Below are 17,569 nucleotides of genomic sequence, written 5' to 3'. Positions count from 1 at the left end.
ATGTCCCAGTTCTTGCAGGTCTTGCTGTCCGGTCTCGCGACCGGCTCGATCTACGCGCTTGTCGCAATCGGTTTCACGCTGGTTTGGCAGGCTGCCCAGACGGTGAATTTCGCTCAGGGCGAATTTGTGATGCTTCCGGCTTTCTTCGTCCTCATCGGCATGAGTGTCTTCGGCATGCCGTTATGGATTGCCCTTATTTTCGGCCTGGCGATTTCGATCGCCGTGCTCGGTATCCTGTTCAAGAAGATGATCGTCGAGCCGATCCTGCCGCATGGGGGTATCACCCTCATCATTGCGACCATGGCGCTCGGCATCTTGCTCAAGGAAAGCGTCAAGGAATTCTATTCGGCCGAGGCGCAACCCTTCCCGTCCCTGTTTCCAGGTGAGCCCGTCAATGTGTTCGGCGCCGTCCTTTCGCTCCAGGACGTCTTCAACCTCGTGATCTCGCTCGGGATCGTCGTGCTGCTGACATTGTTCCTCAACCGCACCCGCACCGGACGGTGCATGCAGGCGACGGCGCAGAACCCGGCGGTTGCCGAGATCCTCGGCGTTAACGTCAAGCGAATGATCCTCTACACTTTCCTGATCAACGCCGCGCTTGCCGCGCTCGCCTCGTTCCTCATCACGCCGGTCTATCTTGCCAAGTTCTCGAATGGCGAAACGCTCGGCCTCATCGCCTTCATCGCCGCAATCGTCGGCGGCTTCAACCAGATCCGCGGTGCGATCGCCGGCGGCCTGCTCATCGGCGTTCTGGACAATCTCACCGCGGCCTATGTCACCGCGCAATACCGCGCCGCGCTGCCTCTGGTTCTCCTGATCGTCATCATCCTCGTCAGGCCGCAGGGCATCCTGGGAACCTCGGAGGGGAGGACCGTCTAATGAACACTCATATCCGAAAGATCTCTCTCCTCGCGCTTCTGGCTCTCGCCGTTCTCGCGCCGCTGGGGCAGGGCAACTACATCGTCTACGTGCTGACATCGTGGCTGATCTTTGCGATTGCCGCGATGGGGCTCAATCTGACGCTCGGCTATGCGGGGCAGATCTCCCTGGCGCAGGCTTCGTTCATGGCAATCGGCGCGTACACGACCGCGCTGCTGACGCTTTCGGGCTGGCACTGGATGCTCGCCATGCCGCTCGGACTGACAGCCTGCTTCGTGGTCGGGCTTCTCCTGGGTTACCCCGCGCTTCGGGTGAAGGGCCATTTCCTCGCCTTCGTAACCTTGGCATTCAATACGCTGGTCTTCCTGGTGTTGCGCAACGAAGACTGGCTGACGGGGGGTAGCTACGGCCTCGTCGGAATGCCAAGGCCGGACTTCGGCCTCTTCAAGACCATGAAGCAGTTGCACTTCTACTACTTCACCTTGGGAATAACCGTGCTTGCAGCTCTTGCTATGTGGGGCATCGTCCGCTCCCCCTGGGGTCGTGCTTTCAAGGCGTTGCGTGAAAATCCCATCCGGGCGGAAAGTCTCGGCGTCGATACGCGCCGCATCACGCTCCTCGCCTTCGCCATCGGCTCGGTCTATGGTGGGCTGGCCGGCGCGCTGATCACGCCGCTCGTGCAGTTCATCGAGCCGGGATCCTTCGGGCTCGCCCATTCGCTGCGCATCCTGCTGATGGTCGTGGTTGGCGGTGCCGGCTATTTCTTCGGCCCCTTCCTCGGCGCCGGCGTCGTCATCCTGCTGCCCGAAATCCTGCGGTTCACCGAGGGTTACTACTTGATCATCTATTCCGCCCTGGTGATCGTGATGCTGGTCTTCGTGCCGACGGGCCTGATCGGCGTATGGGGGCGTATCCGCGAGAGGTTCTGGCCGCGACAGCAGGTCCGTGCCGATATGAGCGAAGGAGCGCGCCTGAAATGAGCGTACCTGTTCTTTCCGTCCGCAATATCGAGAAAAGCTTCGGCGGCATCCGCGCCGTCCGCGGGGTCTCGTTCGACGTCCGCAAGGGCGAAATTCTGGGGCTGATCGGCCCTAACGGCTCCGGCAAGTCGACACTCTTCAACTGCATTCTCGGCCAGCTGCGGCCGGAGGCGGGAGAAGTCGAGGTCAACGGCCAGAATGTCTCGGGCATGCGTGCCTCGGACCTCAACAGGCTCGGCGTCGGCCGCACCTTCCAGCAGCTCTCCGTCTTCCCGAAGATGACGGTGCTGGACAACATCATCCTGGCAGGCCAGGAGCATCACGGCACCATGCTGTCGCGGCTCTTCGGTCCGGGCGACGCCGGACTGACGAACGAGGCGGAACGGCTGATATCCTTCTTCCGCCTGACGCATCTGCGCGACACCCTGGCCGGCTCACTTTCCTACGGTCAGCAGAAACTGGTGGATGCGGCCATGGCCTTCATGGCCGGACCGAGCCTCGTGCTGCTTGATGAACCCGCAGGCGGCGTCAACCTGACGATGCTCGCCAATCTGAAGGAGCGTCTTACCGCCTACAATGCCGAGCACGGTACGACCTTTGTCGTTATCGAGCACAATATGGAGTTCGTCATGAGCCTGTGCACCCGCATCATCGTATTGGCGGAAGGCGGCATCATCGCGGAAGGCAAGCCCGAGGAAATCAGGGCGAACCAGTCCGTCATTGACGCCTATCTCGGAGGTTGAAGATGCTCGAGCTCAAAAATGTCTATGGTGGCTACGGCAAGATAACCATCCTCAACGGCGTGTCTTTCTCCATACCGAAGGCCTCCATCACCACGGTGATCGGACCGAACGGAGCCGGAAAGTCGACGGTTTTCAAGGCGATCTTCGGTTTGCTCAACATTCATTCCGGCCAGATTCTTCTGGACGGCAAGGATGTGACGCGCCAGACGCCGAGGCAGATGATCTCGCAGGGCGTCACCTATGTCCCGCAAGGCCGCAACGTCGTGCCGCAACTGTCCGTCTACCATAATCTGGAACTTGGCGGCATTACCGCCCCGGATCAGGCGAAGGTGCGCGAGCGCATCGAAACGGTGATGGACCAGTTCCCGATGTTGCGCCAATTCAGGAACCGCAAGGCGATCGAACTGTCGGGCGGGCAGCAGAAGCAGCTCGAAGTGGCGCGTGCGCTGCTTCTCGATCCGAAGCTGATCCTGATCGACGAACCTTCGATCGGGCTGTCGCCGAACCTTGTCCAGGAAGTGTTCCAGACGCTGATCCGGCTGCGCGACCAGGGGGTCACCATCCTGATGGTGGAGCAAAACGCCAAGGCCGCTCTTGCCATGTCGGACGACGGGCTTGTCCTCGAGCTTGGCCAGACGCGAATGCACGACACGGCTTCGAACCTGCTTGCCGATCCGCGTGTCGGTCAGCTTTTCCTCGGCGGCCATGTCGAGGCGGAGCACGCGGTTTGACCTTAGACGTCGCTATCGTCGGCCTGAACGCGCAAAGGGAGGTGCATCGAATGAAGACCTCGATAGCGACGGTATCGATCAGCGGTGAGTTGCCGGAAAAGCTTGAGGCGATTGCGAGAGCCGGGTTTGACGGGGTTGAGATCTTCGAGAACGACTTTCTGGCCTTTGACGGGTCGCCTGCGGATGTCGGGAAGATGGTGCGCGATTTCGGGCTTGAGATCACCCTGTTCCAGCCGTTCCGCGATTTCGAGGGCATGCCGGAACCGTTGCGGGGGCGCACCTTCGACCGGGCCGAGCGCAAGTTCGACGTCATGCAGGAGCTCGGCACCGATCTTCTCTTGGTCTGCTCGAATGTCTCGCCGGTGTCGCTTGGCGGCATCGAGCGGGCGGCAGCCGATTTCCATGAGCTCGGCGAGCGGGCGGCCGCCCGCGGCCTGAAGGTCGGCTACGAGGCGCTCGCCTGGGGCCGGCATATCAGCGACCACCGCGACGCCTGGGAGATCGTCCGGCGCGCCGATCATCCAAATATCGGCCTCATCCTCGACAGTTTCCACACCCTGTCGAAGAAGATCGACATCAATTCGATCCGCTCGATCCCGAAGGACAAGATCTTCATCGTGCAGCTCGCCGATGCGCCGCTGATCGACATGGACCTGCTCTACTGGTCGAGGCATTTCCGCAACATGCCGGGCGAGGGCGATCTTCCGGTGAGGGAGTTTACCGCCGCCGTCGCCGAAACCGGTTATGACGGCTATTTCTCGCTGGAGATCTTCAACGACCAGTTCCGCGGCGGACAGGCCCGGGCGATTGCCGCCGACGGCTACCGCTCGCTGATCTATCTCGGCGACCGGGTGCGCCGCAGCAGCCCCGGTGCGGCAAGCCTTTCGGTGCCGGCGATGCCGGACCGGGCAAAGGTCAGGAGCGTCGGTTTCGTGGAATTTTCCGCCGACGAGAAGGATGCCGCCGATCTCGTGGCAATCCTGAAGACGCTCGGCTTTCGAAAGACCGGCATCCACAGGACGAAGAAGGTCGCGCTGTTTCAGCAGGGCGGCATCCGGCTTCTCGTCAATACCGAGGACAGGGGTTTTGCCAGCGCCTCGTTTGCGGTGCACGGCACCTCGGCCTATGCGACGGCGCTTGTCGTCGACGATGCGCAGGCAGCACTTGCGCGTGCCGTGGCGCTGGGTGCCGAACCGTTCATCCAGGCGGTCGGCCCCGGCGAGGTGGAGATCCCGGCGATCCGCGGCGTCGGCGGCGGGCTGATCTACCTGCTCGACGACAGAGGCGAAGCCGGCGGCTTTTCCGAGATCGACTTTATCCCCGTCGGCGACGAGGCCGGGGCAGGGGCCGGGACAAGAACAGGGGACGGGACAGAGCCAGAGGCTGAGGCCGTGGTGCCGGCGCATCTTACCCATGTCGACCACATCGCCCAGACGGTCGCTTATGAGGAAATGCCGACCTGGCTTCTGTTCTACACGGCGATCTTCGAGATGCAGAAGACGCCGATGGTCGACATCATCGATCCGGCCGGCGTGGTGCGCAGCCAGGTGGTGGAAAACGCCTCCGGCACGCTGAGGATCACCCTGAACGGGGCGGAAAACCGCCGCACGCTCGCCGGCCATTTCATCGCCGAGACATTCGGCTCCGGCATCCAGCATCTGGCCTTTGCGACCGGCGACATCTTCAAAACCGCCGAGGCACTCAAGCAGAACGGCTTTCGGCCGCTTGCCATCTCGCCCAACTATTACGGCGACGTGGAGGCCCGCTTCGGGCTCGACCCGGCGCTCACCGAAAGGCTGAAGGCCGACAACATCCTCTACGACCGCGACGACAACGGCGAATATTTCCAGCTCTACAGCACGACCTATGGCGAGGGCTTCTTCTTCGAGATCGTCGAACGGCGCGGCTACAAAGGCTACGGCGCCCCAAACGCAATCTTCCGCATCGCAGCGCTCAAAAAACAGATGCGGCCCGAGGGCATGCCGAGGAAATAGTCGGGGGGGCGCCGGTCAGGCGATCTTCGTCGTGTCCGCTCCAAACGCTTCGAGCAATGCGGCGATGTAGCCGTAACAAAAGGCGAAGGCTACCCCGGTCGGATCGCGGCCGTCGATGCGTGGCACATGGTCGGGCATAACCATATACCGGTATCCCACCTCCTGATACACCTTCAAGGAGCGGACCATGTCCATGTCGCCTTCTTCCGGGAAGGTTTCCATGAACGACAGCTTGCCGCCGCGGATATTTCGGAAATGCAGGTTGAAGATTTTGCCGCGGCTTCCAAACCATCGGATGATATCGTCTATCTCCTCGCGCGGATTGTCGAGCATCTCGCCGATCGAACCCTGGCAGAAATTCAATCCGTGATAGGGGCTTTCGCGCATCAGGACGAACTTCTTGAGGCCTTCAACGGTGCCTAGCACCCGGGTAACGCCCCTATAGCCCGGTGGCGTATAGGGATCGTGCGGATGGCAGGCCAGGCGGACGCGATTGCTCTCCGCCACAGGCACGACGCGCTCCAGGAAATAGTCGATGCGCTCCCAGTTTTCGTCTTCCGGGAGCAGGCCGGCGAGGCCGGGCGCGGCTTGCTGGTCGGTTTTGTCCCAGCGGAACGCTTCGTTCAACGAACCACCGCGGCCCCGCTCCAGTTCGGTACGCGGAATACCGATCAGATTGAGGTTATATTTGACGGCAGGAATTCCCGCCTTGGCGCAGTTCTCAATCATGCGGCAAACCGCATCGATCTGGCGGTCGCGGTCAGGGCCGGCAAGTAGAATATCGGGATAGGTAGCCTTCTCGATCGGCTGCGAGGGCAGGGGAAGCTGGATCATATCGAGGACAAGCCCGAAGCTTTCCACGTGATCACGATGGCGTTCGAGATCGTCAAGTATCCAGCTCGAAGGCGGCCCCGGCGGATCGGCGGAAATATGGTTCACACCAAGCTGCGCCCATACTCTGTAGTCGTCGTCATCCCGCGCTGCGACTTGTGTTCCGAGATACACGTTGAGGCTCTCCCTGACGGATCAACATTATAAGACATAATATGAGTTACGGGCGCGTGTCGAGGCCAGGTTGTATTTTTCTGCCTGCGGTCAGGCCTCTGCTATCCGCGGCCTGAACCGATAGTCATATGACGACATAGGGGTCTATAGCCGTTGTCCATGAATCAGGCCTGAAGCGAAGAGAATTGATCCGGCGAGTGCTCGCTCGCCCCTACATTTATGGGTCAAATCGATAGCCGCAAGCGATAACGCGCCCCTAATCCCTCCATTCTCGTCCTCTACTTTCCCAACGGCGTCGATGCTCAAGCAATTCTGCGGGCCTTCGAGCCCTCATGATCCTCACCATCGAAATGGAGCTGGACATGCAAAGCCTCACCCAACTTGAAATCTCCCGCCGAGATTTACTTATCTCGTCGGCCGCCACCGTCGCGGTCAGCGGAGTCGCCGCGGAGGCGGCGGCACAGTCACCAGGAAACGCGATGACCTACACGACCAAAATATCCTTCACGATCAACGGCGAGATACGTGATCTTGACGTCGACAACAGAGTCACGCTGCTCGACGTGCTGCGCGAGCACTTGCATCTCACGGGAACCAAAAAGGGCTGTGACCATGGCCAGTGCGGCGCCTGCACCGTCTTGGTAGCCGGTCGCCGCATCAATTCGTGCCTGACATTGGCGGTGATGCACGAGGGCGAGCAGATCACGACGATAGAAGGCCTCGGAGAGCCTGGAAATCTTCATCCCATGCAGGCGGCCTTCGTGAAGCACGACAGCTTCCAGTGCGGCTATTGCACGCCGGGGCAAATTTGTTCCTCGGTGGCGGTGCTCGAGGAGATCAAGGCGAACATCCCGAGTCACGTTACCGGCGACCTTACGACACAGGTACAGCTCACGCCTGCGGAGATCCGCGAGCGGATGAGCGGCAACATCTGTCGTTGCGGCGCCTATTCCAACATCGTTGACGCCATCACGGAAGTCGCGGGGACAAAAGCATGAGAGCCTTCACCTACGAACGCGCCTCCTCCGTCGAGGCAGCGGCCAAGGCGGCCGCCTCCAACCCCGACGCAAAGTTCATTGCCGGCGGCACAAACCTGCTCGACCTCATGAAGCTCGAAATCGAGACGCCCACGCATCTGATCGACGTGAACGGCCTGGGCCTGGACCAGATCGAACCCACGCCGGAAGGAGGGCTGCGCATCGGAGCTCTTGTCCGCAATACGGATCTGGCCGGCCATGGCATCGTCCGGCGCGACTACGGCCTTCTGTCCCGCGCGCTCCTGGCCGGTGCCTCCGGGCAGCTCCGCAACAAGGCCAGCACGGCCGGCAATCTCCTGCAGCGCACGCGTTGTCCCTACTTTTATGACACCAATCAGCCGTGCAACAAGCGTCAGCCCGGCAGCGGCTGCTCCGCAATCGGCGGCTTCACCCGTCAGCATGCGGTCATCGGCACGAGCGAGGCCTGCATCGCGACCAATCCGAGCGACATGGCCATTGCGATGCGGGCGCTGGATGCCGTCGTGGAAACCGTAAAAGCAGACGGCAGCCGCCGCGCCATCCCGATCGCCGACTTCCACCGCCTGCCGGGCGATACCCCGCACATCGAGACGGTTCTCGAACGCGGAGAGATTATTACCGCCGTCGTGCTGCCGCCGCCAATCGGGGGGCGACAACTCTATCGCAAAGTCCGCGACCGGGCCTCCTACGCCTTCGCTCTCGTTTCCGTAGGCGCTGTTATCCAACCTGACGGAACCGGACGTGTCGCGGTCGGAGGTGTGGCCCACAAACCCTGGCGGGTCGAGGCGGCCGAAGCCGAGCTGCCGAAAGGTGCCCGTGCTGCCGCTGGCGTCCTTCTTTCGGACGCCCGACCTACAGACCACAACCGTTTCAAGCTGGACCTGGTTGAGCGCACGCTCGGCGCGGTCATTGCCGAAGCCAGAGGATGAGCCATGCAGTTCGATACACCAGCAGCCACCAATCCGATCGACCAGCTCAAGGTTGTCGGCCGGCCGATCCATCGCATCGACGGCCAGCTCAAGACCACCGGCCGGGCCATGTACGCCTATGAATGGCATGATCCGAACACGCCGTATGCTTACGGCTATCCCGTCGGCGCTGCCATCGCCAAGGGGCGGATCAAGTCTATCGACGTGTCCGCCGCAAAGAAGGCGCCCGGCGTGCTTGCCGTTGTGACGACGCTCGACGTCGGCGAATTGAAGAAAGGCCAGTTCAACACTGCCAAACTCTTTGGCGGCGACAGGGTCCAGCATTATCATCAAGCGATTGCGGTCGTCGTTGCGCAGACCTTCGAGCAGGCGCGCGCCGCCGCCGCATTGGTAAGGGTCGACTATGTCGTGGAGAAGGGCGCCTTCGACCTGGAAAAGGCGAAGGTTTCGGCGGTTGAGCCGGCAGCCAAACCAGGCGAGGCCCCACCGGATACGGCAGTCGGAGACTTCGATGCGGCATTCGCCTCCGCCCCTGTGACCTTGGATGAAACCTACACGACACCTGATCAGTCGCATTGCATGATGGAGCCGCATGCGTCCATCGCGGCCTGGAACGGCGACAAGCTGACCGTCTGGACATCAAGCCAGATGATCGACTGGTGGCGCTCCGACCTGGCGACGACACTTGGGATCGACAAGGAAAAGCTCCATCTCATGTCACCGTTCATCGGCGGCGGTTTTGGCGGAAAGCTGTTTCTGAGGGCGGATGCAGTGCTCGCTGCGTTCGGGGCAAAGGCTGCGGGGCGGCCGGTCAAGGTCGCTCTCCCGCGACCGCTGATGGCAAACAACACGACCCATCGCCCGGCCACGATCCAGCGCATTCGCATCGGTGCCGGCCGGGACGGCAGGATTGCCGCGATTGCGCACGAGAGCTGGTCGGGCGATCTTCCCGGCGGTGGCCTGGAGACCGCCGTCAACCAGACCCGTCTGCTCTATGCCGGAGCGCACCGCATGACGGCGATGCGGCTGGCCACGCTCGATCTTGCGGAGGGCAACGCCATGCGCGCTCCGGGCGAGGCGCCCGGTCTGATGGCGCTTGAAATTGCCATCGACGAGATCGCTGAAAAGCTCGACATGGATCCCGTGCAGTTCCGTATCCTCAACGACACGCAGGTCGACCCGGAAAATCCCGAACGTCCATTTTCCCATCGCAACCTAATCGGCTGTCTTGAGGTCGGTGCGGAACGTTTCGGCTGGAGGCAGCGTGGGCGCCCGGGGGCGAGGCGGGATGGCAACTGGCTGATCGGATTGGGAGTTGCGGCAGCCTTTCGCAACAACCTGCTCATTCCATCCGGCGCCCGGGTGCGGCTCGATCGCGAAGGCATCGTGACCGTCGAAACCGATATGACCGATATTGGAACCGGCAGCTATACGATCATTGCCCAGACTGCGGCCGAGATGCTGGGGCTGCCCATAGAAAAGGTTGCGGTCCATCTCGGCGATTCCCGCTTTCCTGTGTCTGCGGGCTCTGGCGGACAGTTTGGCGGCAATTGCTCCACTGCCGGTGTCTATGCCGCCTGCGTCAAGCTCCGCGAGGCCATCGCCCAGAAACTCGGCTTTAACTCCGACGATGTCGTCTTCGAAAACGGCGAGGTCCGGTCGGGCAACCGCGCGGTGCGGCTCGCCGAGGCGGCGGGATCGGACGGTCTTGTGGGCGAAGACACAATTCAGTGGGGAGACCTTTCCAAGACGCATCAGCAATCGACCTTCGGAGCGCATTTCGTGGAAGTAGGCGTCGACGTCGCAACGGGCGAGAGCCGCATCCGCCGCATGCTGGCGGTGTGTGCCGCGGGGCGCATCCTCAACCCGATCACAGCACGCAGCCAAGTTATCGGCGCTATGACCATGGGCGTCGGCGGGGCCTTGTCCGAGGAGCTTGCGGTGGATACGCGATCCGGTTTCTTCGTCAACCACGACCTTGCCGGCTACGAGGTCCCCGTTCATGCAGATATCCCTCACCAGGAGGTGATCTTCATGGACGAGACCGACCCGATGTCATCACCAATGAAAGCAAAAGGCGTCGGCGAACTCGGACTTTGTGGGGTCTCCGCCGCGATCGCCAACGCCATCTACAACGCCACAGGCATCAGAGTTAGACATTATCCAATCACGCTCGACAAGCTGATCGGTGGCCTGCCGGACGTCGCCTGAGCAATCGGACGGCGGCATCAACCCCAGGCCGCCGTCTCCTGTTACCGTCCATCGAGCAGCGTCTTCTCCTTCATGCGCCAGGCGCGCGGTGTCTCGCCGGTTTGCCTGAAGAAGAACCGCGAAAAGTAAGCCGGGTCGTTAAAACCGAGACGGAGGGCGATTTCCTGGACTGAAGCGAGAGAAAAGACGAGTTCGCGCTTTGATTCCTCGAGCAGTTTCGCGCTGATCAAATCATGGACCGTGGATCCCGTCGCCGAACGCACGACACGATTGAGATGCGTGAGAGATATGCCGAGTTCGCCGGCATAAAAAGACGCCGGCTTGTGCGAGCGGAAATGCTGATGAATGAGACTGCTCAACAGCTCCATGCGCTTTTCGCCTTCTTCTGCAGGAAGTTGGCTCGCATTGTCCTTATGGGAAATCCGGGCGGTCAGCCTGAGGGAAAGCGTTATGTAGGACGACATGAGCTCATTGCGGCCGCTAGCGCGGTGTTCGAATTCCGCACCGATCCGTTTTAGCGTCTGCATCAGGTAAGCTGCATCGAGATCCCGTGGATCGAGCGTCGTCAGATGCGGCGATGCCAGCCATTCGCCATAGCGGCCGCGCTCGCCGGGAGCATGGCTCAGGTGAGAGGCAAGGATGGTGATCACCAGCCCCTCGATGTCGCGGGAGAACCGGAAACCGTGGTTCAGACCTGGCGGAACGGTAATGATCGACGGCGGATGAATGGGAAAGCTTTTGCGGCCGAAGATGGCATCGCCCGATCCCGCCTCGATGTACAATATCTGAAAGAAAGACTCGTGCCGATGCAACCGGATTTCCCATTGATGCCGGCTGCTTCGGGATCTGATCGTTTCGCAATGCACCCAGAAGTCCGGATCCTTACCGCTTTCTTCGCCGTAAAGCTGGTAGGTCGGGATTTGCCTGTTCATTCGTTACCTCCGCCGGCAATGTTCATTTTGTGCAAGTTTTCGGCTTGAAAGTCCATTGCTGCCGACGCGGAAGCCGAGCAGAATTTGTCAAAAGGCAAAAACGCATGGGAGGATGCGCTTGAGGACGCAGGTGGCCATTATCGGTTCGGGACCATCAGGTCTCTTGCTTGGCGAGCTTCTGACCGGAGCGGGCATAGACAACATCATTCTCGACCGGGTCAGCAAGGACTACATCCTTGGGCGCGTACGTGCCGGTGTGCTCGAGGAAAGCACGGTCGCGCTTCTCGACCAGGCGAATTCGGGTAGCCGCATGCATGCCGAAGGCCTGCCGCATGACGGGTTCTCGCTTGCCTTCGATGGGCGCGACCACCGCATAGATCTCTACGGCCTGACCGGCGGCAAGCGCGTCATGGTTTACGGCCAGACCGAGTTGACGCGCGACCTGATGGACGGACGCGAGAGGAGCGGCGCCGTGACCGTTTATGAGGCGGGCAACGTGCAGCCGCACGACTTTGGTGGCGCCGCGCCTTATGTCACCTACGAAAAAAACGGCAGGACCCAACGCATCGACTGCGATTTCATCGCCGGTTGCGACGGTTTTCATGGCGCGAGCCGCAAGGCGGTGCCGGACAATGCGATCCGCATCTTCGAAAAGGTCTATCCGTTCGGCTGGCTCGGCATCCTGGCTGAAGTTGCGCCCGTCAGTCACGAGTTGATCTATGCCAACCATCCGCGCGGTTTCGCCCTATGTTCGATGCGGTCGATGACGCGCAGCCGCTACTACATTCAATGTGCGCTTGACGAGAAGATCGAGGACTGGAGCGACCAGCGCTTCTGGGACGAACTCCGCCGCCGCTTGCCTGCGCACCACGCCGAGGCGCTGATCACTGCACCGTCCTTCGAGAAATCGATAGCGCCGCTGCGCTCCTTCGTGGCCGAACCAATGCGCTTCGGCCGCATGTTTCTTGTCGGAGACGCAGCGCATATCGTGCCGCCGACAGGGGCCAAGGGGCTGAACCTCGCCGCGAGTGACGTGCATTACCTGTTCAGTGGGCTGCGGGAGTACTATCACGACCGCTCCGAAACCGGTCTTGATGTCTATTCGGAAAGGGCGCTTGCCCGTGTGTGGAAGGCCGTTCGCTTCTCCTGGTGGATGACGACGATGATGCATCGCTTTCCCGACACGGGCGACTTCGATCAGAAGATTCAGGAGGCCGAGCTTGATTATCTCACTCATTCGCTGGCCGCTTCCACGGCGCTTGCGGAGAACTACGTGGGCTTGCCGTTCTGAGTTCCCCGAGTTGGCTTCATGGAGATAAATACATCGGCGGAAGCATGGCGCTTTGAATTTGAAACCGGTGCACGGGCTAAAAACACCCGTACCGCTTGAAAGGGAGGAATAAACATGAACAAGACCATTCTCTGCGCATTTGCCGCTTTGGCCTTGAGCAGCACGGCTTATGCCGACGTCATCAAGGTCGGCGTCGTCGGCCCGTTCTCAGGTCCGTTCGCACTGCAGGGCAAGAACTTCAAGGCCGGCATCGACGCCTATATGGCGCTCAACGGCAACAAGGTAGGCAGCGACACCATCGAGATCATCTACCGAGACATCCCGGCCGCCGATCCGGCGCAATCCAAGGCGCTCGGCCAGGAACTGATCGTAAAGGAAAAGGTCAAATATCTCGCCGGCTTCTACTTCACCCCCGACGCGATGGCTGTTACGCCGATCCTGAAACAGGGCAACGTGCCGATGGTCATCATGAACGCGGCCACCTCGGCGATCATGAAAACCAGTCCGCTTGTCGTGCGTACCTCGTTCACCACCTGGCAGACTTCCACGCCGATCGCGAAGGTAGCGTTCGATGCCGGCGTGAAGAAGGTGATCTCGGTGGTCAGCGACTATGGTCCGGGCATCGATGCGGAAAATGCCTTCAAGACAGGCTTCGCAAAGGCTGGTGGCGAAGTGGTCGAGTCGATTCGCCTACCACTGGCGACTAACGACTTCAGCCCGATCATGCAGCGCATCAAGGATTCCGGTGCCCAGGGGGTTTTCGCATTCCTGCCGTCCGGTCCGACGACGCTCGGCTTCGTCAAGGCCTACCACGACAACGGCCTGAAGATGGCCGGTATTAAGTTTTTCGCGCCCGGCGACCTGACGCAGGAATCGGATTTGCCCGCGCTTGGTGATGCGGCGCTCGGTATTCAGACGACGTTCCACTACGCCGTCTCGCACGATTCTCCGGAAAACAAGACGTTCGTCGATGCAGCGGCCAGGGCGATCGGCAACAAGGCGGAACTATCCTTCCCGGCCGTCGGCGCTTATGACGGCATGCATGTGATCTATAAGATGATCGAGGCGACGGGCGGTAAACAGGATGCCGAGAAGGCGGTGGAAGCGGTAAAGGGCCTCTCCTGGGCGAGCCCGCGCGGCCCGGTTTCCATCGATCCGGAAAGTCGTCACATCACGCAGAACATCTATTTGCGCGAAGTCGTCAAAGGCAGCGACGGGACCTACATCAACAAGGAAACCCAGACCTTTGAGAAGCAGGGCGATCCGGGGCTCGCCGCGGCGAAGTAGAGGTACGAAAGAATTCCGAACCTCGGCGGGCTTACCGTGGCCCGCCGTCTCCGGACAGGACATTTTGATGCAGACAGTGTTGAGTATTGCCATCGACGCGCTTGCCTATGGCATGGTGCTGTTCGTCATATCGATCGGTCTTTCGGTCACCATGGGCCTGATGCGCGTCGTCAATCTGGCGCATGGCGCCTTCGCGATGATCGGCGGCTACATCGCCTCTTACGTGGCGCGCGATCTGGGACTTGATTATGCCGTCGCGGTGATCGCTGCCGTCTTCATCACCATCATCATCGCCATCCCGATCGAGCGGCTTCTTTATCGCCGCATTTATGGCCAGCCAGAACTGACTCAGGTGTTGATGACCATCGGCATCACCTTCTGCATCATCGGTATAGCAAATTATGCGATGGGGCCCACGCTGAAGACGATTCCGCTTGCCGAGCCGCTACGGGGATCGGTAGATCTCGGCTTTCGCACGATTTCCATCCACCGATTGTTTGCCATCATCTGTGGCCTAGCAGTCGCGCTTGGCCTTTGGTTCGCGATCGAGAAGACCAGTTTCGGCGTGAAGCTGCGCGCTTCGGTGGACAATGCCGCCATGGCAGCGGCACTCGGCGTGCGGACCGAAATCGTTTATGCGATCAGCTTTGCGGTTGCCGTCGGGCTTGCCGCCTTCGGTGGCGTGGTGGGTGCCGAGCTGCTGCCGGTCGAGCCATATTACGCGCTCCGCTATATGGTCACTTTCCTTGTCGTCGTCTCGGTTGGAGGGGCGGGGTCTATACCTGGCGCGATGATTGCCTGCCTCCTGCTCGGGGCAATCGACACAACGGGGCGCTACCTAATGCCGGAATTCGGCGAGTTCTTCTTTTATCTCGCGGTGATCGCAATCATCTGCATATTTCCACGCGGTCTTGCTGGACGCATGAAGTGAGGCGAACTGGGTAACATGACATTGACCGTGAATAATCCGACCACACTCGGCCGGCCGCGGGGCGGCTCCTTCAGGCGCGATCTAATGGGCGTTGCGGTGATCGCCGTGTTTGCCGCGGCGGGTTACATCCTTTTCCCAGACAATCTCGCGCTGCTGACCCGTATTCTTTCAGTCGCCTTGCTTGTTCTCGCGCTCGATCTAGTGACAGGGTATTGCGGCGTTGCGACGCTCGGCCATGCCGCGCTCTTCGGTTCCGGTGCCTATGCCGCTGGCATTCTTTCAGCGCACTATGGCATCAACGACCCGCTGTTGATGACGCTCGGCGGCATCGTAGCCGGCGCCGTTGCGGGTCTTCTCTGTGCTGTTATCATGTTGCGTGCCCATGGTTTGCCACAGCTCGTGTTGTCGATCGCGCTGATCTACCTGTTTCACGAACTTGCCAACAAGACATCCTCCTGGACGGGCGGCAGCGACGGCCTTTCAGGTATAATGCCGGATCCCGTTTTCGGCGTGTATGAGTTCGACCTTTTTGGCCATACCGCTTACTTCTTCGGCGTCGCACTGCTGCTGATCGCCTTCGTCCTTCTGCGCCTTGTGGTCCGCTCTCCGTTCGGCATGTTGTGTCGCGGCATCAAAGAAGACCCCTTGCGCATTCGTGCCATGGGCGCCTCGCCGAATGCAGCACTTGCCAAAATGTATGTGATATCAGGTGCAGTTGCGGGCACAGGGGGCGCACTCAGTGCGATCTCGACGCAGGTTGTCGCGCTCGATGCGCTATCCTTTACCCAATCGGCCGAGGCCCTGGTCATGCTGGTGCTAGGCGGGACGGGATCCCTGTTCGGTGCGCTTGCTGGCACGCTGATCTTCATGCTGTTCGAAGACTATGTATCGGCTGCCAACCCCTTCCATTGGCTCACCATGGTCGGCGCGCTCCTGATCTCGGTCGTGCTGTTTGCTCCGAAGGGCATCTACGGAACCGCAGCCGCGTACTTTACCCGCCGCGGGGAGGTGAACCGATGAGCGCCGTTTTCGAAGTTGCCAATCTCAAGCGGTCGTTCGGCGGTCTTGTCGTTACCAACGACGTGTCGCTTTCCATGGAGCCGGGCGACCGGGTCGCCCTGATTGGGCCGAACGGCGCCGGCAAAACAACCTTCGTCAACCTCGTGACCGGCAACCTGCCGCCGAGTTCCGGCGAGGTTCGCCTCGGTGGAGAGGCCGTTACCAGGTGCCATGCAATTGGCCGGGTGCGTCGCGGTCTTGTCCGTTCGTTCCAGGTCACGCGGCTCTTCCAGGACATGACGCCGGCCGAGCATGTGGGGCTTGCGGTCCTGCAGAGAGATGGCCGCGCCGGTCGCCTGTTCGGCTGCTTCCTCAACATGAGAGAGGTGATGTCGGAAGTCTCCGAACTGCTGGAAAAACTCGGCCTGGCGGAGCTAGCCCATCGCAAAGTGCGCGAAATCGCCTACGGCCAGCAGCGGCTTCTGGAAATCGCGGTTGCCTTGGCGCTGAAGCCGAAGGTTTTGCTGCTCGATGAGCCTGCAGCCGGCGTGCCGCAAAGTGATACGGGCTTAATCGAGCAGGCGCTCGCCGATCTGCCGCAGGACTTGGCCGTGCTGATGATCGAGCACGACATGGATCTCGTCTTCCGGTTCGCCAAGCGGGTGATTGTGCTGGCCGCCGGCACCGTGATCTTCGACGGCCTGCCAGCCGATGTCACCAAAGATGCCCGCGTTCGCGAGGCCTATCTCGGAAATTATGCCAATGCCAGCCACGTCGCTTGAAGTTGAGAACCTTTCCGCGGGATACGGGCCGACCAGGGTTCTGGAGGGCATATCCTTCTTGGTGACTGCAGGCGAGCGGCTCGCTGTGCTTGGTCGAAACGGCATGGGAAAGACGACGCTGCTTGCCTCACTCGCCGGCCAGACAAAACGTTATGAGGGTAGCGTCCGCCTCGGCGACGCCGACATTACCACCGCGCCAAGCGCTTCACGCGCTCTCAAAGGGCTAGGCTACGTGCCGCAGGCGCGCTGCATCTTCCCGACTCTGACGGTGGAGGAAAACCTCTTCGTCGGCCTCAAGGATCGGCCCAAGGCAGCGCTTGAGGAAGCCTACCAGATGTTTCCGCGCCTGAAGGAACGCCGGCGCAACCTCGGCAATCAGCTTTCCGGTGGTGAACAGCAGATGCTGACGACCGCGCGAAGCATCCTTGGTCGCCCGTCGGTCCTGCTTCTCGACGAGCCTCTGGAAGGGCTGGCACCGGTCATCTGCGAAGAACTGATGGCGGCCTTTGCCGAACTGGCCAAGACCGGTGACATGACCATCCTGCTGGTCGAGCAGCGCATCCAAAGCGCCCTCGATTTTGCCGACAGGGTGATTATTCTCGAGCGAGGCAGACTGGCCTGGGCTGGTACCCCGCAAGAGCTTTCCGCGAATCATGATGCTGTCGACCGGCTCCTTGGGGTGGGCGGTTTGCACTAACCATAATGAGGGGAGAGTGACATTCTAACTTTGCAGGATCAGGACACTTTAACTTTGCGGCTGCATGCAATGTCAAAGCTGAATAGGGCTGCGACGCTGTTATCCAGTTAGAAGCGCGACACTGGCTCTGATGATCAGCCCCCGATCCGGCCGGCTGGGCCG

At 60.8% G+C, this 17,569-nt stretch carries 16 protein-coding genes; 14 read left to right on the top strand and 2 right to left on the bottom strand.

Annotated elements, in window-relative coordinates; all coding sequences use genetic code 11:
* The 5 genes from EDE05_RS09140 to EDE05_RS09120 are packed head-to-tail and all read left to right on the top strand — an operon-like array spanning position 1 to position 5,327.
* Complete coding sequence (locus tag EDE05_RS09140; protein ID WP_112797976.1) at positions 1-879, top strand: branched-chain amino acid ABC transporter permease; 879 nt, start codon at positions 1-3, stop codon at positions 877-879.
* Positions 879-1,859: a branched-chain amino acid ABC transporter permease gene (locus tag EDE05_RS09135; protein ID WP_112797978.1), complete on the top strand. Its 981-nt coding sequence runs from the start codon at positions 879-881 to the stop codon at positions 1,857-1,859. The genes EDE05_RS09140 and EDE05_RS09135 overlap by 1 nt, the downstream gene beginning before the upstream one ends.
* Complete coding sequence (locus tag EDE05_RS09130) at positions 1,856-2,602, top strand: ABC transporter ATP-binding protein (RefSeq protein ID WP_112797980.1); 747 nt, start codon at positions 1,856-1,858, stop codon at positions 2,600-2,602. Before EDE05_RS09135 ends, EDE05_RS09130 begins: the two co-directional genes overlap by 4 nt.
* Positions 2,603-2,604: 2 nt before the next feature.
* A complete protein-coding gene (locus EDE05_RS09125) occupies positions 2,605-3,333 on the top strand; it encodes an ABC transporter ATP-binding protein (RefSeq protein WP_112797982.1) in 729 nt (242 codons plus the stop codon).
* 50 nt (positions 3,334-3,383) lie between these two features.
* Positions 3,384-5,327 (top strand): sugar phosphate isomerase/epimerase and 4-hydroxyphenylpyruvate domain-containing protein, encoded by a 1,944-nt coding sequence (locus tag EDE05_RS09120; RefSeq protein ID WP_132410409.1) that lies wholly within the window; start codon positions 3,384-3,386, stop codon positions 5,325-5,327.
* Between the two features lie 15 nt (positions 5,328-5,342).
* Here the strand turns inward: EDE05_RS09120 and EDE05_RS09115 are convergent, their stop codons facing one another.
* Entirely contained in the window at positions 5,343-6,332 is a 990-nt protein-coding gene (locus tag EDE05_RS09115) for a mannonate dehydratase (protein ID WP_132410411.1), read from the bottom strand.
* Positions 6,333-6,682: 350 nt separating this feature from the next.
* On the opposite strand from EDE05_RS09115, the gene paoA reads away from it, so the two are divergent.
* Genes paoA through paoC form a run of 3 tightly spaced genes read left to right on the top strand, consistent with a single transcriptional unit; the run spans position 6,683 to position 10,488 of the window.
* Complete coding sequence (gene paoA / locus EDE05_RS09110; protein WP_112803647.1) at positions 6,683-7,330, top strand: aldehyde dehydrogenase iron-sulfur subunit PaoA; 648 nt, start codon at positions 6,683-6,685, stop codon at positions 7,328-7,330.
* A complete protein-coding gene (locus tag EDE05_RS09105; protein WP_112803629.1) occupies positions 7,327-8,277 on the top strand; it encodes a xanthine dehydrogenase family protein subunit M in 951 nt (316 codons plus the stop codon). Before paoA ends, EDE05_RS09105 begins: the two co-directional genes overlap by 4 nt.
* A 3-nt stretch (positions 8,278-8,280) precedes the next feature.
* On the top strand, positions 8,281-10,488 hold the full coding sequence (paoC, locus tag EDE05_RS09100) for an aldehyde oxidoreductase molybdenum-binding subunit PaoC (RefSeq protein WP_112803631.1): 2,208 nt from the start codon (positions 8,281-8,283) through the stop codon (positions 10,486-10,488).
* Between the two features lie 41 nt (positions 10,489-10,529).
* Here paoC and EDE05_RS09095 read toward each other — a convergent pair whose 3' ends face one another.
* Positions 10,530-11,420: a helix-turn-helix domain-containing protein gene (locus EDE05_RS09095; protein WP_112803633.1), complete on the bottom strand. Its 891-nt coding sequence runs from the start codon at positions 11,418-11,420 to the stop codon at positions 10,530-10,532.
* Between the two features lie 118 nt (positions 11,421-11,538).
* Here EDE05_RS09095 and pobA point away from each other — a divergent pair, with 118 nt between their 5' ends.
* From pobA to EDE05_RS09065, 6 genes are all read left to right on the top strand, one after another.
* Complete coding sequence (gene pobA / locus EDE05_RS09090) at positions 11,539-12,711, top strand: 4-hydroxybenzoate 3-monooxygenase (protein ID WP_112803635.1); 1,173 nt, start codon at positions 11,539-11,541, stop codon at positions 12,709-12,711.
* Positions 12,712-12,825: 114 nt separating this feature from the next.
* Positions 12,826-13,998 carry an ABC transporter substrate-binding protein gene (locus tag EDE05_RS09085; RefSeq protein WP_132410413.1) on the top strand — a complete coding sequence of 391 codons (1,173 nt, stop codon included), beginning with the start codon at positions 12,826-12,828 and terminating at the stop codon, positions 13,996-13,998.
* A 67-nt stretch (positions 13,999-14,065) separates the two neighbouring features.
* Positions 14,066-14,929, top strand: a complete 864-nt coding sequence (locus EDE05_RS09080) for a branched-chain amino acid ABC transporter permease (protein ID WP_112803639.1) — start codon at positions 14,066-14,068, stop codon at positions 14,927-14,929.
* Positions 14,930-14,944: 15 nt separating this feature from the next.
* Positions 14,945-15,949, top strand: a complete 1,005-nt coding sequence (locus EDE05_RS09075) for a branched-chain amino acid ABC transporter permease (RefSeq protein WP_112803641.1) — start codon at positions 14,945-14,947, stop codon at positions 15,947-15,949.
* Positions 15,946-16,710: an ABC transporter ATP-binding protein gene (locus tag EDE05_RS09070; protein ID WP_132410415.1), complete on the top strand. Its 765-nt coding sequence runs from the start codon at positions 15,946-15,948 to the stop codon at positions 16,708-16,710. The genes EDE05_RS09075 and EDE05_RS09070 overlap by 4 nt, the downstream gene beginning before the upstream one ends.
* Positions 16,691-17,407, top strand: coding sequence for an ABC transporter ATP-binding protein (locus tag EDE05_RS09065; protein ID WP_112803645.1), 717 nt, complete (start codon positions 16,691-16,693; stop codon positions 17,405-17,407). Before EDE05_RS09070 ends, EDE05_RS09065 begins: the two co-directional genes overlap by 20 nt.
* The last annotated feature ends 162 nt before the right edge of the window (positions 17,408-17,569 follow it).

The organism is Neorhizobium sp. R1-B, assembly GCF_004368875.1.
Lineage (GTDB): Bacteria > Pseudomonadota > Alphaproteobacteria > Rhizobiales > Rhizobiaceae > Neorhizobium > Neorhizobium huautlense.
This window is presented reverse-complemented; position numbering and strand designations above follow the sequence as displayed.